Genomic DNA, 16,363 nt, shown 5'->3' with positions numbered 1-16,363 from the left:
CGTTAAACTTTAACGCGCTTGTAGTTCATATTCACCTTAATGCGGTGCAGTGGATTTTCTTCATAGAAGTCTCGAATGCGAGCTGCAATTCTCAAAAAGTCCTTTTTATCTTTTTCGTTGAGAACTTCTAAAAGATTCTCATTTGCCTTGCTGAAAGCTTCTCTAATCTCTGGAAGAACTTCCTCAGCCTTAGGTTGAAGAATTACGTGCTGCTTCCTTCTGTCGTGATCGTCAACCTTTCTCTTAACATACCCAGCTTCAGTCAAGTAATCTACAAGGCGAACAACGGCCACCTTGTCAACTTCTAATAGCTCGGATAATTCGGATTGGGTGAGTGTGGATTCTGCTCTGTCGAGGAGGTAAAGTGCGTAGTAATGTCGCTCGATATCAAGGTGTTGCAAGCGATCAGTTACTTGTGCAACATATTCCTTGGAAAGGTCAAAGAATATCTTGCCAATAACGTCATTCATTGAGTGGTGCATTTGTGTTGTGTTTTTGCGGGTGCAAAGGTAACGCTTGAAACGAATTTCTATTGCATGACCCACATTTACTCTACATAGATATATACGAACTGAATAGGCTTTAGGTTGGAGAAATTTTCTTTGTAACTTCGAATTTCTGCCACTTGATTGTCGTTCTACCCTGAACGACCACCTTTACTATGATAGAAATCACCGACCTCCATAAATATTACTACACTGGTAATAAGCCTCTTCATGTGCTAAAAGGCATAGACCTGCACATCAAGGAAGGGGAGCTAGTTTCCATTATGGGATCTTCCGGTTCCGGAAAATCAACCCTGCTAAATATCCTCGGTATGCTCGATGGATATGAAGAGGGCGTGTATAAACTCGACGATGTTCTCATCAAGGATTTGAGCGAGAAGACCGCTGCCAACTATCGCAATAAGTTTCTCGGTTTCGTCTTCCAGAGTTTTAACCTCATTAGCTATAAAACAGCCCTAGAGAATGTGGCAATGCCGCTCTATTATCAGGGTGTGAAACGCTCCAAAAGAAACAAGAAGGCAATGGAGTATCTCAAATCTGTCGGACTTGAAGATTGGGCCGATCACTTGCCTAGTCAGCTTTCTGGTGGGCAAAAGCAGCGCGTTGCCATAGCACGTTCACTGATAACCGAGCCTAAGGTGCTTCTGGCCGATGAACCTACCGGTGCACTCGATACCACAACATCCCACGAGGTGATGGACCTTTTCAAAAGCATTCATCAGAAGGGGATGACCGTGGTAATCGTCACCCACGAAAATGATATCGCCGCTATGACCAATCGCGTCATTCGCCTGCGTGATGGAGTCGTTGAAAATGCAAATGAGACCGTAGAAGCCATCTAGCATGTTTGATTTAGATAAATGGCAGGAAATATTTGAAACGATACGGAAGAATCCACTCCGTACGATTCTGACAGGTTTCTCAGTAACCTGGGGCATCTTTATGCTCGTTCTCTTGCTAGCTGCCGGTCAAGGTCTGTCTAACGGAGCAAAGTTTGCCTTCGGAGACGACGCGATGAACAGCCTCTGGATTTATTCAGATGTTACCAGTATCGCTCACAATGGGATGAACGTCGGTCGTAGAATTCAGTTCGAAGACGACGATCTAGAGTTTGTGAAAGAGCGATATGACGCTGAAATTGATCAATATACGGGGCGATACTCTCTTTGGGGCGCTCAAATAAATTATGCCGAAAAGTACGGGACGCATCCGATGAGGGGCGTTCACCCAGGTCACCAAGAGTTGGAGCAGACCAAGATTGTAACGGGACGTTACATCAATCAAATGGATATTGATAACATCCGTAAATCGGCGCTCATTGGCAAAAAAACACTGCCGCTGTTTTTCGGCGAGGAAGATCCTCTAGGGAAATGGATTCGCATTAACGGAGTGCCATTTCAAATTGTGGGAGTCTTTCAAGATATTGAGAATGAGAGAGATGAAGAAAACTTTTACGTTCCGATAACCACGGCTCAACGAATATTCAATGGAGGCCGTCGCATTCAACAAATCATGGTTACGCTCGACGAAACCGATCTGCAGCACAGCTTGATGGTTCAAGGTGAGATGAGGTCTGATTTGATTCAAAAGTTTGGTGTTCATCCCAACGACGAACGTGCCATTTTCATCCGAAACCTTCAGGAGCAATTCCAGAATATCCAGAATGTATTGGACGGAATCCAGGCGTTTGTGTGGCTCATTGGAATCATGACCATCATTGCCGGAATTGTAGGAGTAAGCAACATCATGGTGGTGGTTGTGAAGGAGCGAACGAAAGAAATTGGTATTCGCAAAGCACTTGGTGCCACCCCTCGGTCCATTGTGGGTCTGATCATTCAAGAGTCGGTGTTTATAACCGCCGTAGCGGGATATATTGGCTTGGTGCTCGCAGTCGTGGTCGTTGAATTCATCGGTGGCAACCTGGTAGGTTCCTTCTTCCGAAATCCTGAAGTCGACTTTGAGATCGCCATTTACACCACCGTCCTACTTGTTATCACGGGTGCGCTTGCTGGTTTAGTACCAGCGCGGAGAGCAGCCAAAGTTCAACCTATTGAAGCCCTAAGAGAAGAATGAGCATTTTCGATTCAGACAGATGGGCGGAGATTTGGAATACGCTCAGCAAAAATAGAACGCGGACCATCCTCACTGGTTTCGGTGTGGCATGGGGAATTGCTCTGCTCATCATCATGATGGGGTCGGGGAAAGGCCTAGAAAACGGCATTACTCGAGATATGGGCAATGTGGCCACAAACAGTATGTTCTTGTGGACGCAGCGCACGACCATGCCGTATAAAGGATTTCAACGCGGACGGTCTTTCAACCTGAAGAATACGGACGTCGAGTTGATTAAGTCACGCGTGAGTGCAGTAGAGCTCGTTTGTCCACGCACACAACTCGGAGGGTACCGAGGCTCGAATAACGTGATTCACAAAGACAAAACTGGGGCATTCAATGTATACGGTGATGTACCGGAGTATTGGCAGATTGAACCTAAGATTCTCGACTCAGGCCGCTGGCTGAATCAAGCTGACGTCGAAGAGAGTCGGAAAGTATGCGTGATTGGCAAAAGGGTAGAAGAGATGCTCTTCGAATATGGAGAAGAGGTCGTAGGCAGTAGCGTCAAAATTAATGGTGTGTATTTCTCCATTATCGGCGTTTATGAGTCAGCCAGAAAAGGTGATCAAGCGGAGGGAGACCGGCAGTCGATATACATTCCTATTTCAACCTTTCAACGTGCCTTTAATTGGGGAGATAATGTGGGGTGGATGAGCATACTCATGAATCCAGATGCAGATGCCGACCAGGTTCAGGTAGAAGTGAAAGAAGTGCTTGCACGTAGGCACTCTGTTCACCCAGAAGATTTAGCCGCCTTTGGAAGTTGGAGCATGAAAGGCGAATTTGAGAATATCAAAGGCCTATTTACAGGTATCCAAGCGCTGTCACTCTTTGTGAGCATCTTCTCGTTGTTGGCTGGCGCCATCGGTATTAGTAATATCATGCTGGTTGTGGTAAAAGAACGCACGAAGGAACTCGGGATACGAAGAGCGCTCGGTGCAACACCTCGACAAATCATTTCGCAAATTATAAGTGAATCCTTGATTCTGACCGTGATTGCCGGATCCATAGGTATCATCTTTGGAACATGGCTTATGGAGGGGATTGACATGCTCATCGGTGAGAATGTAGATACTTTCCTTCACCCAACAGTTCGGGTAGACGTGGTTGTCTACAGCCTTTTGATTCTAATCGTCTTCGGAATTCTAGCTGGATTGCTTCCTGCCTATAGAGCGGTTCAGGTAAAACCGGTGGAGGCGTTGAGGACAGAATAGGGTGAAAGTTCCCCCGCCTTGCGGCGGTGAAAAGGATTCCGCGCCATTCGGCGGGGAAAAAGGGGGGGAAGTCCACTAAAGCATAAGAAACCCCCTAGTCACGTACCAGACGGAGTCCAACTAGCCCCAAGTCTTTTACCTCCGAACTATAGACATAAAAAAAGGGTCCCCGCGCTATAGGGACCCTTTGCACCTTTGGTAGTTGTTCACGTGCTTCATTCACGTTTAGGTGCCTGCGCTACTCTCCAGTAGCACTCGCTTTACACTTGATACGTTCAATGTAGGAATTTTCTTTGAACTTTCGCTATGCGGAGGCAATATTTTCATCGAGTAACTGGTCATTATGTTGATTCACCGATGGTTTTCGTAGAATAATCGCGATAATCAAGCTAATGATAATGCCTGGTGGTAATGGTTCAATGAGGAGGGTGACAAGGAAGTTCGACAATGGATTATCGTACAAAGCAGAGAAGCTTTCCATTTCTTGAAGCTGGGCTTCCTTCTGTGCATCGGTGAGTTCTGGGTTGTCTTGAATTGACTTTGCGTACATGTCCATCATAGCTTCAACCTGCTCTGGATTATTTTCAGCATAATACACCCAGCCAGCTGAATAGATCATACCACCAACTAGTACAATTCCTAGTCCTGCGCCCCAAGCTTTCAAGAAACCCCATTTAGCTTTTGATTTATCTCGAAGCTGACGAACTCCAAAGAATCCAGCGCCAAACGCAAGAATCATAGAAGCGTAGCCAATGAACTGACCACTGTCGAAGTCCATTTCACTAAAGTCCTTCTTCATAATGACGAGGAAAAACACTCCCATCATGATAAGTCCGGCAATTAGCCCCCAAGTAAGTATTGTTTTCAACATAGTATTATGGTTTTGTTTGATGGCGAAGTACCGTATCTCGTGTCGAGTAGGCCTCATACCAAAGTATGAAATCCCATAAAACTAAAGTATGATTAGGCGATTAAGCCCAGTTCTTGGGCTTTGCTGACTGCCTGAGTACGTCGCTTCACGTCGAGTTTCGTGAACAGGTTCATGTTGTGTGTCTTCACCGTGCTTAGACTAATGTGAAGGGCATCGGCGATTTCCTGATTGCTCAAACCTGTAGACATAAGTTGAAGGATTTCCATCTCACGCGGACGCAAATCGAATTCTTCTGGGGATGTCAAAGGTTTGGAATGCGACGAAGGCTGTTCTTTCGGACGGTTAAAGCGAAGTCCAGCCCATATCCCAAAGGCTGTGAAGAGCAGTGCCATTCCGAAAAGGGCAAGATTGGTCCAATCGGTAGAACCACGCCAGAGACTTTCTAAAATGGCATACGCAAGCAAGAGAATGCCCATCAGTGCGCCGTATTTCAAGATCGTCTTTACCATTCGGTAAATATAAAGGTGACCGTTGTACATTCGTGCATATTCCTTTCCAATATGCCCAGAGTATCTGTGTTGATGTGCGCCTACAATGCCTTTCCTTATATCACAGAGGCGGTTGAGAGCGTATTGGCATCGAGCTATGTCGACTTCCAGTTTGTCATTGTAAATGACGGCAGCACAGATGATACAACTGCGTATTTAAGATCCTTGGCAGATTCGCGAATACATTTAATCGAGAATGATCGAAATATGGGTATTGCACGGGCTGCGAATGTCGGTCTGATGCACTGCTCAGGTGAATACATCGTACGATTTGACGCGGATGATATCATGCACCCGCACAGAATAGAGCGCAGCGTGGCATTTCTGAATGACCATCCCACAGTAGGCGTAGTAGCGTCAAAAGTTGAACTAAGCGAGGCGTCGTTTCAACAAGAGGGTTACCAGCTTTATGTAGATTGGACGAACAACTTGATCACCAATGAAGCCATGTATTCATCGCGATACCGTGATTCCCCGATCGTGAATCCTTCGGCATGCTTCCGATTTTCGTTGATTGAGAAGTTTGGAAACTACAAGACGGATGTTCCAGAAGATTATGAGTTCTGGATGCGACTTTGGTCAAATGATGTGGAGTTCCATAAGTTGGAAGAAGTCCTTCTCAACTGGCGAGATCATTCAAGGCGGCTTACACGAAACCACAAGGATTATGATGACGCTTCCTTCCTAAAAGTGAAACTTGAGTATTTCGCAGCGGAATGGAAGAAAGTTGGAAACGGACGTTCACTTTTTCACTGGGGTAAAAACAAGAACGCCGCCCGCTGGCAGGCTGGACTTCATTCCTATGGTATAGAATCAAAAGCATTTATTGATTTTGAAGACGGCACTTGGAAAGGCATTCCTGTTCATCGTATTCAGTCAGCTCTTGCTGAAATAAACGCGTTCTTCTTGGTCCACGTTCGCGATCGAAAAGGAGGGAAGCTTATTCGGAAAGCCTTAGAAGGCGCAGGTTTTGAGGAGGGGGTGGATTTTTATTTTACGTAGGCCTAGCAGGCAATAGGCGATAGGCGATAGGCTTGAGCCTTGCCTAAAGTCGACCGTTGCTCTGAGTCTATCCCTCTCCCGAATCGGCTTCGCCTCTCGGGATTCCTCCTTTCAGTCGGAACTTCCAGTCGGAACATCAGTCAATGAGTCCGAAAGTCCAACCCTCTAACCCTCTAACCCTCTCCCGAATCGGCTACGCCTCTCGGGATTCCTCATTCAGTCGGAACTTCCAGTCGGAACTTGCAGTCGGAACATCAGTCTATGAGTCCAAAAGTCCAACCCTCCAACCCTCTAACACTCTAACCAATCTCCAAAAAAAGAGCCCCACTCTCGCAGGGCTCTCCAATTTATGTATCTAACTGTACTTATTTCGGCTGACTGATAATATGTACATCTCTTTGAGGGAATGGAATTCCGATGTTCGCCTCGTCGAGTGCTTCTTTGATTGCTTCGAGGTTATCGAAATAAACGTCCCAATAGAGGCCCGTGTCTACCCAACAGCGAACGGAAAGATCTAACGAGCTATCCCCTAGGTTAGTAAGCTTTACAACAGGTGCAGGGTCTTTGTCAATTCTCTCGTCTTTAGCTAGTAGATCAAGAATGACCTTTCGAGCCTCCTTTACACTTGCATCATATGCGATTCCAACCGCAAAATCTACACGACGCTTCGGCTGGCGCCCGATGTTGATGATGGTGTTATTTGCCACTTGACCGTTAGGCATAATAACCTCTTTATTTGTAAGTGTGTGCACCGTTGTGTGTAGCACATCGATTCTAGCTACAGTGCCAATTTCACCCTGTGCATCAATTACATCTCCGACCTTAAACGGCTTAAAGAGAAGGATGAGCACGCCGCCTGCGAAGTTTGCGAGGCTGCCTTGTAGTGCTAAACCAATGGCCAAACCAGCGGCACCCAGAACTGCAACGAAAGAAGTTGTTTCAATTCCAACGCTACTAGCAATCGAAATCACGAGCATAATCCAAAGCAAGAAACGGAGGATGCCGGTGAGGAAGCCGCGCAGACTTTCGTCGACGTTACGCTTCACCATAATCTTCTTAAATGAACGTGTTGCGAACTTGATGACCCAAGCACCGATAATTAGCGTGATGATAGCGATAGCTAGGCCTGGAGCTGCTGCCAAGGCCCAATCCACGGCTTTATCTGCAAAGTCAAATGCTTCTTCGCCTTTGGCAATTAGTTCGTCTGCTGCTCCTGTTACCACATTTGTGGTTTCAGTTTGCTCAACAACCTCAGTTCCTTGAACAACTGAGTCTTGTACTTGATCTTCCATAGGGGGAATCGGTTTAGGTTAAATTCTAAAATATTGATTGATGTTCGATATCTGATCCGGATTGCCCACTACGTAGACGATATCGTCAAGTTCAATCATGGTTTCCGGAGTCAGATGGGTAAGATAATGATTACCTCTTTGAATTGCGAGTAAGTTTATCCCAAATCTCTGTCGTAAATTGGACTCATCCAGGCGCTTTCCTACGACATCATTCTTCACTTGTGAAACTTTAAGGCTGGCGATTTCCATTTCGGGAATCGTCAGGCTGTTTCCAGGTTTAATGCCACCTGCCGAGCGAAGCATTTCGTAATTCCCCGAGCGAATCTGCTGGGTGAACGATTCAATTTCATCAAAGGGGATCAAGTATTTGCGAAGAACCTTTGTGAAGATTTCAATCGAAGTCTCGAATTCCTCAGGAATAACTTCGTCAGCTCCAAGCTTTATGATTTGGTCAATTTCCTTCACATAGCGTGTCCGAACAATGATGTACGCTGTTTCCGTGTACCGTCTAATGTTCCGAATGATGTTCCTTGTAGCATCTTGATCAGAAATGGCGATGACTACCACGCGAGCTAAGTGAATGTTCTGAATGCTCAAGGTCACCTCGTCCGTGGCATCTCCAAAATGAATGGGATGGCCATTGCTTTTACCTTCAGCAATAAGCGTAGGGTCGAGCTCTAATATGGAGTAGGGGATGTCTGCATTACTCGCAGCCTTAGCCACATTTTTTCCATTGATACCGTATCCGATAATGAGAAGGTGATCTTTCAACTCTTCATTGTTCGAATGAGCCGATGCGCGTACCTCCGCAATTCTATCCAAACGTTGTCGTACCGGTTTAGGAATGGCAAGCCTTAGTATTCTATCTGAAATGTACTCCTCATATTTCATCACAAATGGCGTTGCCGCCATGGTGAGAATGGAAACTGACAGGAAGTATTGATAGGTCGAGTCTGCCAGTAAGCCATAGGCAATACCGGTAGCGCTCAGCACAAAGGCGAATTCCCCTACTTGAAAGAGCGTCATCCCCGACAGAATAACCGTTCTAGCAGGATATCGAATGGCACTCGTGGCAATAGCCGCAATGATTCCTTTAACGACGAAAGTTGCGATGGATAGTAGAATAATCCAATGCACGTTCATCAGGAAAAACTTGACGTCGAGGAGCATTCCAATAGACACGAAGAAGAAGCTGATAAAGATCTCTCTGAATGGTAGGATATTCGCCGTGGCTTGATGACTATACGTTGATTCTGAAATGATTAAGCCGGCAAAGAAGGCGCCTAGTGCAAGAGAAAGTCCCACTGAATAGGTCATCCAAGCTGTGGCGAAACAAATCACGACAAGTGTTAGGATAAACAACTCTCGATTCTTGGTTCGAACAACACGGTCGAGAATCCAAGGGACGATATATCTCGCAAGGACGAGGGTAATCGCTATCACGGCCAGAACTTTGAGTACGAGTACGAGAAGTTCATTTACCCAGTTCTCGCTTTGTCCCGCTAACATTGGGGTCACAAGCATAAACGGAACTACGATAATATCCTGAAAGATGAGGATAGCTACGGCCACACGCCCATGTGGTGAGTGAACAGCCCGCTGCTCTTGAAGGAGTTTTAAGACGATAGCAGTGGAGCTCAAGGAGAACAAGAATCCAAGGAATATGGCATGGGTAAGCGGTAGGTCGATTAACGTTCCAATCAACGCTACTGCACCTATAGTAAGGAAAACCTGAAGTGCACCGCCAAGAAAGACCGTTCGCTTAATCTGTGCGAGTTCCCCTAGCGAGAATTCAATTCCAATCACAAATAGGAGGAAGATTACGCCAATTTCACTCATGAGCTCAACGTCGTGAGCTGAGTGCACGAGTGACATCGCAGACGGACCCACAATGATTCCGGCGAGAATCAATCCGAGGATGCTGGGAAGTCTAAACCGCTGAAATAGGAGAATGAGGGGCACAGACACCCCAAGAATGATGACAATATCGGTTAGAAGCGGTAGCTCCATCGGTTCAGTTTGGTTATCTCCAAGACCCTAGGGCTGGAAGGTATACTTTATAGCGGACGGCAAGCACGCGAACACTTGCAATTAGTGAAGCAGAAATGATGAGGTTTAGTTCACGCTCAACATGAAATTTATTCAGGATAAGATAGGAAATGGCCCCAATCATACATGCGCTGGCATAAATTTCCTTTCTGAGGATTACCGGAGTAACGTTGCTGAGGGTGTCGCGGATTACCCCACCCATTACGGCAGAGAAAATTCCCATGATAACGGCAACTTCATCTGGAGCACCGAAATACAGAGCTTTTTCAACACCAAGTACCGTAAACAGACTGATCCCCATAGTGTCGAACAGGAAGAGCGTCTTCTTCAATTTGATTACCCATTTGAAGAAAATGATGGCTGTGAGCACACCGGCGAATACGGAATAGAGTACGTAAGGGTCTCCGATCCAAACGAGAGGATGACTGTCCAGAATCAAATCTCGAAGTGTACCTCCGCCGATAGCGGTGAGAAAACCTGTGAAGCTTGCGCCGAATAGGTCGTTCTCAACATCGGCTACCGCAAGTGCACCCGAAATGGCGAAGAAATAGGTTCCGATTAATTCAAGTACGTATTGCGTGCTCATTTTGCGAAGGTAGGAAGGAAGTTATTCGGCGCCTATAAAACCGACACGATTTCCTTCGGAATCGCGCATTACTCCCATGAAACCAACCTCGTCGCTCACTTGAGTAAGCGGGACGATAATGGCTCCTCCTGCCGACTCGACTCTGCGAAGGCAATCGCTTACACTATCTACGTTTAAATAAATGACTGGTCCGGTTTCCCCGGGGTGATAAAAGGCGGGTAGACAGGCTAGAGCGCCTCCTACTTCATCTGGCTTATTGGGGAATAAGGAGAGGATTAAACCGTTGGCCAAGTTCATTCTCTTGAAGTCGATATGTAGAACCTCTCCGTAGAATTTTTCGGCTCTATCGATATCCGTAACGGGGATTTCAATCCATGCTGGTAGGTGTGCCATAATCGCGATAGCTTTCTACCAAAATAAAAAACGTCCCGCAATTGCGGGACGTTGTATCAATTCGAACAGTATGCGGCTTAGTATCGAGGTCTTCTTTCTCGGCGCTCTTTTTCGATAGCTTGATTCACTCGAAGTGGACGACCGTTAAGATCAAATCCGTTAAGTGCTTCAATTGCGCTGTTTGCGTCAGTGTCGTCATTCATCACAACGAATGCGAATCCACGACTACGACCGGTTTCGCGGTCTTTAATAACGCGGGCAGACTCAACGTCACCATACTGGGCGAAGAGATCCGCCAAATCCCCATCTTCAACTCCGTAAGATAGGTTTCCAATAAAAATGTTCATAGAACTAAAAATAACAATGAGCGCCAAAGGTAATTTAATTCCCGTTATGTTGACGTTAATGGAAGATTATTAGAATGTTGGGGGTGGAATTGCGGTGCAATAAGGCATTCTGAGAATGCAAGGCTCCTACGTCGCAAGATTGCTGCGCATTAAGACATTCTGTGAATGTAAGGCTCCTGCGTCGCAAGAATGCTGCGCATTAAGGCATTCTGCGAATGTAAGGCTCCTGGCGTCGCAAGGTTGCTGTGCAACAAGACATTCTGCGAATGTAAGGGGTTAGTTGATGCTTAGGCTTGGGTCTGACCTTACGAGCGAAGCGAGTCTTGCGCGGAGCGCCTTATCCCGCTGAAAGCGCGGATTCTTGTTCGACGAAGGAGAACCTTTGCCTGACGAAGGAAGGCATTCTGCGAATGTAAGGGCTCCTGGCGTCGCAAGGTTGCTGTGCAACAAGACATTTTGCAAATGTAAGTGCTCCTGACGTCGCAAGGTTGCTGCGCAACAAGACATTCTGCGAATGTAAGGGGTTAGTTGATGCTTAGGCTTGGGTCTGACCTTACGAGCGAAGCGAGTCTTGCGCGTAGCGCCTTATCCCGCTGAAGGCGCGGATCCTTGTTCGACGAAGGAGAACCTTTGCCTGACGAAGGAAGGCATTCTGCGAATGTAAGAGGGGTACCGCATACTATTAAGGTTAAGTCTTACGAGCGCAGCGAGTTTTGCGCGTAGCGCCTTATTCCGTGACAGCGGAATCCTTTTCCCGCGATAGCGGGAACCTTTCCCGCGCCAGCGGGACCCTTTCTCCGAGGAACGAGGAGAACCTTTCTTTTTCCTAGCTTTGCTACATGTTCGTATCTCGAGAAACTCAGGAGAGGTTAGATAACCTCGAACAGGAAAACTCAGATCTCCGAAAGCAAATCGGAGAAATGGAGAATTCAAAGCCCAATACCACACCATTGCGAACGGCAATGATCATTGGTTGGGTTATGTTTGTGTTGGCTACCGCTCTAGCCATCTACCTTTACGAAAACCCTATTGAGGTTGAGAAGACGGATACCGTAGAGATCGTTACCGCTTCAGGTCCACAAGATTGGAATGTGATTCCGGATTCAAACATTGTCTATACCGTACAGATTGGCGCTTTCGCTGAGTTTGATATTAAACCATATGCGGCCGATCTTGAGGGCGTGTATATGTTCGAGAATGATAACCTTCAAAAGGTGAGTCTCGGTACTTTCTCCACATTCAACAAAGCCCAAGAGTTTTTAAGCAAGATGTCTGAAATGGGACTAGAGTTCGCCTATGTAGTTGCATACGAGAATGGTAAGCCAATCGGACTTATGCACGCGGTGAAGAAACAAGCTAGTGAAGAATAGAATCTGCTTGCGTGTGTAACCGCTATCCTTATTTTTGTCTACAACTGAATTGATACAATCCCCATGAAAATACTAGAAGGAAAAACCGCTATCATCACAGGTGCCTCAAAAGGTATCGGTAGAGGAATCGCCGAAACATTCGTTAAACATGGCTGCAACGTAGCCTTCACCTTCTTGTCGTCTGTCGAAAAAGGCAAGCAAGTAGAAGAGGAGCTAGCCGGTGGCGATGTTAAAGTCAAAGGGTATCGCAGCGATGCTTCTGATATGGCCCAAGCCGAAAAGCTTATCGAAGATGTTCTCGCTGATTTCGGTCAGATCGATATCGTTATCAATAACGCCGGAATTACCCGCGACAATCTCCTCATGAGAATGGGTGAAGATGATTTCAACGAGGTGCTTCGCATCAACTTGAATTCGGTATTCAATATGACAAAAGCCGTTCAGCGTACTTTCCTCAAGCAGCGCAGCGGAAGCATCATCAATATTAGCTCGGTTGTTGGAGTTAAAGGAAACGCTGGTCAGGCCAACTACGCAGCCTCTAAAGCTGGCGCTATTGGATTCACTAAATCAGTTGCTCTCGAGCTAGGTTCACGCAACATCCGTTGTAATGCCATCGCTCCTGGTTTCATCGAAACGGAAATGACAGCTGTTCTCGACGAGAAGACCGTACAGGGCTGGAGAGATGCAATTCCATTGAAGCGCGGCGGATCGCCAGAAGATGTGGCCAACGCTTGTCTATTCTTGGCATCCGACATGAGTGGATATATTACAGGACAAGTATTGAACGTTGATGGTGGAATGCTCACCTAATTTATGACGTTTCAATCTCCATATGCATTTGGATTTATCCTAATCATCCTAGGGGTGGCCGCTTTGGTCACCTTTTTTGCTTACCGCAATTCAGGATTCGATAAGCCATTCAACATCGTGCTTCCAGCTCTGCGATGGATTGGTCTTACAGCTGTTGGACTCCTCTTATTGAACCCAGTGATTAGAGATACCTCAGTGACGGAGGAGCGTCCATTGTTAATCTGGCTTCAAGATGAATCGGAATCGGTAATCCTCAATGAAGATTCTGCCGAGTTCGTCGAATCCTATCAAGAGTGGGCAAATACCTCCATCAATCGTTTAGAAGAGAAGTACGATGTGCTTCAGTACGGATTTGACAAGGAAGTGACCGCCGCCTCGGGTGTTTTTGATGGCACAGCTTCAAATATCGAATTAGCCGTAAGAGAAGCTCTACTTCGATTAGATGGTAGAAATGCCGAGGGAATTGTACTGGCTACCGATGGCATTACGAACAGTGGAAGACCGTTGACCTCTGTTCAAACCAATCTTCATCCTATACATAGCATAACTTTAGGTGATACATCGGAGTATTTTGATATTCAAGTTGTTAGATTAACGGGGAATAAGGTTGCGTATACGGGAAATACTACGCCTATTCGTTTAGATTTTGAAGTACTTGGTGGCACAGCACGTTCTGTGAATGTCGCGTTGAAATCAGGCGGCATGCAGGTCGCTCAACAGCGTGTTTCCGTCAATAATCAACGAGGTTCAACGACCTTCGAGGTATCGTCGGATTCATCTGGAATAAGGGTGTATTCCGTCGAGATCGAAGCGCTCGAAAACGAATCCAACTTCGCCAACAACAGCAGGACGATCGATATCGAGTTTACGGATAAGAAGAAGCGCATCCTACTAGTAAGCCAGTCACCCCATCCGGACATTGCGGCTATTCGACTTCCGCTTTTGGAGGACGAAGCCAATGAAGTTGAGGTGATCTCCATGGAAGGTTGGAGCGAGGCGAACGCTCCCAAGTATGACTTGGTTGTCTTTCATGGAGTGGTTCCAAATGGCGAGCTCGCTGAGTTTGTTGAAATAACTGACGTCAGCATTCTGCTTATGACCACGGTTCAGGCGCCATTTATGGAGTGGGAGGTGAGTCTCAATCGCTTGTCTGGAGCTCCTATGCTTGACCGTTTTGCCGATGTGACACCGCGAATCAACGAATCTTTCGGTTCTTTTGAGGTAGATCAAAGTTGGGTGAGGAAGCTGCGCTCCTACCCACCGCTAAATGCTGAAATTCACGGTGAGTCGAGCTTTGGCTTCTGGACTCCTGTGCTCTTTGCAGATTTTGGTAACGTTTCTACACAGACACCTTTGGTAGCGCTTTCTGAGAAAGAAGGCCGTCGTTTAGCCTGGTTAAACGGTGAGGGATGGTGGAGGATACGAACCTACAGTTATGCTGAGTTTGGCACGCATCAACCTTATGACAAATGGATCCTAGGGCTTTACGACTGGCTTCTAACCAAACCTGGGGCAGATAGATTAGAGGTTGAGGTTCCGCGAAATGCAAGAAGGAATGAAGCGATTCGCTTTGTGGCACGTCCAAAAGACGAGGCGCTCAATCCTGTGAAAAATGCGTCGGTGAAGTTTACAGTTACACGCAATGGCGAACCTGTAGCTGAGCAGAATATGGCTGAAGCAGGTACGGGCCGGTATGTAAGCCAGTTGGAGTCATTGAGCCCCGGAGACTATCGCTATCGAATATCGACAGACATTGGAGGTGAAGTGTTGTCAGAAGCGGGTGTATTCTCCGTTTCAGATATCAAATTGGAAGAACTCGACACCCGCGCTCGATCAAAGGAACTTGCAGCCATTAGCGGTAATTCTGGTGGTGTAAATGTGCACTTCTCACAACGCGATAATCTGATTGATCAACTGATGGACAGAGAAACCAAGGTTGTGTTGCACGAAAGTGAATCAACAGAATCGCTACTTTCGAAATGGTGGCCTTATGTTTTAATCCTGCTCGTCTTCACAGCTGAGTGGGCATTGAGAAAACGTGAGGGCAGGGTATAAAAAAAGCCGATGAATCGACTTCATCGGCTTCTTTGTAGTTCTATTTCACGTCTAGTTCAGACGTTCCGCTAGCCAATCTTGCAATTCTTGTTCGCGAAGATCTTTGGCTACGATTACGCCGTTTTCATCCAACATTACGTTACTCGGAATAGAGCGCACGCCATATTTGGCTGCAGGCTCACTGTCCCAGAACTGAAGGTCGCTCATGTGCGCCCAAGTTAGATTGTCGTCGTTGATAGCTTTTACCCATTCTTCCTTTCCTCGGTCAAGCGAGATGCCTACTACAGTAAAGCCCTTGTCTTTGTAAAGCTCGAAAGCTTTCACCACGTTTGGATTCTCCGCACGACATGGTCCACACCATGATGCCCAGAAATCCACCAACGTATACGAGTCGCCAAGTTGCTCTGATAAACGCATGAGTTGACCTGTGGTGTCAGGTTGTGCAACATCCACAAGTGGTTCGCCGATGCGGACTCTTTTGAGAACCTCTACGCGCTGCTTGAGCTCGGATACCATTGGGCTCTTTCCGGCAGAAACTGGGATGTTCTGATAAATTGTGTCGAGCGTCAATGCCTCAGCTGAGTGTAGTTCGTTGAGGGCGATAAATGCACCGAAAGCACCATTTTCTTTGGCGATATCAATGAGTGCGCGCTGGTGTTGCGCCATCATTTTTTCGAATCCTTGAGAAAGATTGACGATCATGATGCTATCTCCCATCATGCTAGCCTGCTGAAACTCTTGATTGAGCTGTTGGCTATTCATCTGAAAGTTCATCTTCTCGTTAAAATACCCGTTCAACGCTTCGGCAAACTCTCCATCAGCATACGTGTGCTTTGTTTGAGCACCTTCTTTCGAAGCGTTTATTGTGAGATTACCGCTCTTCCCAAATACCAAGAATCGCTCACGAGAGTCAGGAAGGTTGATGAGCATCAACGTTGGGTATTCAAGTGAATCGACATCGAGTGTAACGGTGCCGTTTACAAGAGTTTCGGTATCTGCTTTCTCAAACCCTTTATCTGTACTTACTTGAAGCTCTACCGTTTGGCCTTCAATATTCGGATAATTAAGTGTTACGTGGAATGCAGTTTCCTCAGCGGAAGGCTGAGAACAAGCGGCTATCAATGCGATAGGCGCCAAGTATAGTAGCTTCTTCATTAATTGATGTGAATTTCCCCAAAATTAGTGGTAGTTCTTTCATCACACAA

At 46.5% G+C, this 16,363-nt stretch carries 16 protein-coding genes; 7 read left to right on the top strand and 9 right to left on the bottom strand.

Annotated features, from left to right (window positions below):
* Positions 1-2: 2 nt before the first annotated feature.
* Entirely contained in the window at positions 3-482 is a 480-nt protein-coding gene (locus tag F8C67_RS02050) for a MarR family winged helix-turn-helix transcriptional regulator (protein WP_151666122.1), read from the bottom strand.
* A 179-nt stretch (positions 483-661) separates the two neighbouring features.
* Here F8C67_RS02050 and F8C67_RS02045 point away from each other — a divergent pair, with 179 nt between their 5' ends.
* The 3 genes from F8C67_RS02045 to F8C67_RS02035 are packed head-to-tail and all read left to right on the top strand — an operon-like array spanning position 662 to position 3,835.
* On the top strand, positions 662-1,348 hold the full coding sequence (locus F8C67_RS02045; RefSeq protein WP_151666121.1) for an ABC transporter ATP-binding protein: 687 nt from the start codon (positions 662-664) through the stop codon (positions 1,346-1,348).
* Between the two features lies 1 nt (position 1,349).
* On the top strand, positions 1,350-2,579 hold the full coding sequence (locus F8C67_RS02040; protein WP_151666120.1) for an ABC transporter permease: 1,230 nt from the start codon (positions 1,350-1,352) through the stop codon (positions 2,577-2,579).
* Positions 2,576-3,835, top strand: coding sequence for an ABC transporter permease (locus F8C67_RS02035; protein ID WP_151666119.1), 1,260 nt, complete (start codon positions 2,576-2,578; stop codon positions 3,833-3,835). The genes F8C67_RS02040 and F8C67_RS02035 overlap by 4 nt, the downstream gene beginning before the upstream one ends.
* Positions 3,836-4,139: 304 nt before the next feature.
* Here the strand turns inward: F8C67_RS02035 and F8C67_RS02030 are convergent, their stop codons facing one another.
* Both F8C67_RS02030 and F8C67_RS14450 read right to left on the bottom strand, forming a co-directional pair.
* Positions 4,140-4,706 carry a DUF4199 domain-containing protein gene (locus F8C67_RS02030; RefSeq protein ID WP_170266316.1) on the bottom strand — a complete coding sequence of 189 codons (567 nt, stop codon included), beginning with the start codon at positions 4,704-4,706 and terminating at the stop codon, positions 4,140-4,142.
* Positions 4,707-4,798: 92 nt separating this feature from the next.
* Positions 4,799-5,215 (bottom strand): response regulator transcription factor, encoded by a 417-nt coding sequence (locus F8C67_RS14450; protein ID WP_317132313.1) that lies wholly within the window; start codon positions 5,213-5,215, stop codon positions 4,799-4,801.
* A 51-nt stretch (positions 5,216-5,266) separates the two neighbouring features.
* On the opposite strand from F8C67_RS14450, the gene F8C67_RS02020 reads away from it, so the two are divergent.
* Entirely contained in the window at positions 5,267-6,256 is a 990-nt protein-coding gene (locus F8C67_RS02020) for a glycosyltransferase family 2 protein (RefSeq protein ID WP_151666117.1), read from the top strand.
* A 365-nt stretch (positions 6,257-6,621) separates the two neighbouring features.
* Here the strand turns inward: F8C67_RS02020 and F8C67_RS02015 are convergent, their stop codons facing one another.
* The 5 genes from F8C67_RS02015 to F8C67_RS01995 all read right to left on the bottom strand — a co-directional run bounded on the left by F8C67_RS02015 (position 6,622) and on the right by F8C67_RS01995 (position 10,923).
* Positions 6,622-7,548 (bottom strand): mechanosensitive ion channel family protein, encoded by a 927-nt coding sequence (locus F8C67_RS02015; protein WP_151666116.1) that lies wholly within the window; start codon positions 7,546-7,548, stop codon positions 6,622-6,624.
* 18 nt (positions 7,549-7,566) lie between these two features.
* Positions 7,567-9,558: a cation:proton antiporter domain-containing protein gene (locus F8C67_RS02010; protein WP_151666115.1), complete on the bottom strand. Its 1,992-nt coding sequence runs from the start codon at positions 9,556-9,558 to the stop codon at positions 7,567-7,569.
* Positions 9,559-9,571: 13 nt separating this feature from the next.
* Positions 9,572-10,183 carry a trimeric intracellular cation channel family protein gene (locus tag F8C67_RS02005; protein ID WP_151666114.1) on the bottom strand — a complete coding sequence of 204 codons (612 nt, stop codon included), beginning with the start codon at positions 10,181-10,183 and terminating at the stop codon, positions 9,572-9,574.
* A gap of 21 nt (positions 10,184-10,204) precedes the next feature.
* Entirely contained in the window at positions 10,205-10,576 is a 372-nt protein-coding gene (locus tag F8C67_RS02000) for a VOC family protein (RefSeq protein ID WP_151666113.1), read from the bottom strand.
* Between the two features lie 77 nt (positions 10,577-10,653).
* On the bottom strand, positions 10,654-10,923 hold the full coding sequence (locus tag F8C67_RS01995) for an RNA recognition motif domain-containing protein (protein ID WP_151666112.1): 270 nt from the start codon (positions 10,921-10,923) through the stop codon (positions 10,654-10,656).
* A gap of 839 nt (positions 10,924-11,762) precedes the next feature.
* On the opposite strand from F8C67_RS01995, the gene F8C67_RS01990 reads away from it, so the two are divergent.
* The 3 genes from F8C67_RS01990 (at position 11,763) to F8C67_RS01980 (ending at position 15,158) form a co-directional block, all read left to right on the top strand.
* Positions 11,763-12,293 carry a hypothetical protein gene (locus F8C67_RS01990; protein WP_151666111.1) on the top strand — a complete coding sequence of 177 codons (531 nt, stop codon included), beginning with the start codon at positions 11,763-11,765 and terminating at the stop codon, positions 12,291-12,293.
* A 63-nt stretch (positions 12,294-12,356) separates the two neighbouring features.
* A complete protein-coding gene (gene fabG, locus F8C67_RS01985) occupies positions 12,357-13,103 on the top strand; it encodes a 3-oxoacyl-[acyl-carrier-protein] reductase (RefSeq protein WP_151666110.1) in 747 nt (248 codons plus the stop codon).
* 3 nt (positions 13,104-13,106) lie between these two features.
* The gene (locus F8C67_RS01980) at positions 13,107-15,158 is read left to right on the top strand and encodes a hypothetical protein (protein WP_151666109.1); all 2,052 of its coding nucleotides are present in this window, start codon (positions 13,107-13,109) and stop codon (positions 15,156-15,158) included.
* 51 nt (positions 15,159-15,209) lie between these two features.
* On the opposite strand, the gene F8C67_RS01975 is transcribed toward F8C67_RS01980, so the two are convergent.
* Positions 15,210-16,313 (bottom strand): TlpA disulfide reductase family protein, encoded by a 1,104-nt coding sequence (locus F8C67_RS01975; RefSeq protein ID WP_151666108.1) that lies wholly within the window; start codon positions 16,311-16,313, stop codon positions 15,210-15,212.
* Positions 16,314-16,363: the final 50 nt, after the last annotated feature.

Origin of the sequence: Phaeocystidibacter luteus (assembly GCF_008933115.1) — a bacterium.
Taxonomy (GTDB): domain Bacteria; phylum Bacteroidota; class Bacteroidia; order Flavobacteriales; family Schleiferiaceae; genus Phaeocystidibacter; species Phaeocystidibacter luteus.
The sequence above is the reverse complement of the archived record's forward strand: the minus strand, read 5'-3'. Positions and strand labels throughout refer to the sequence as shown.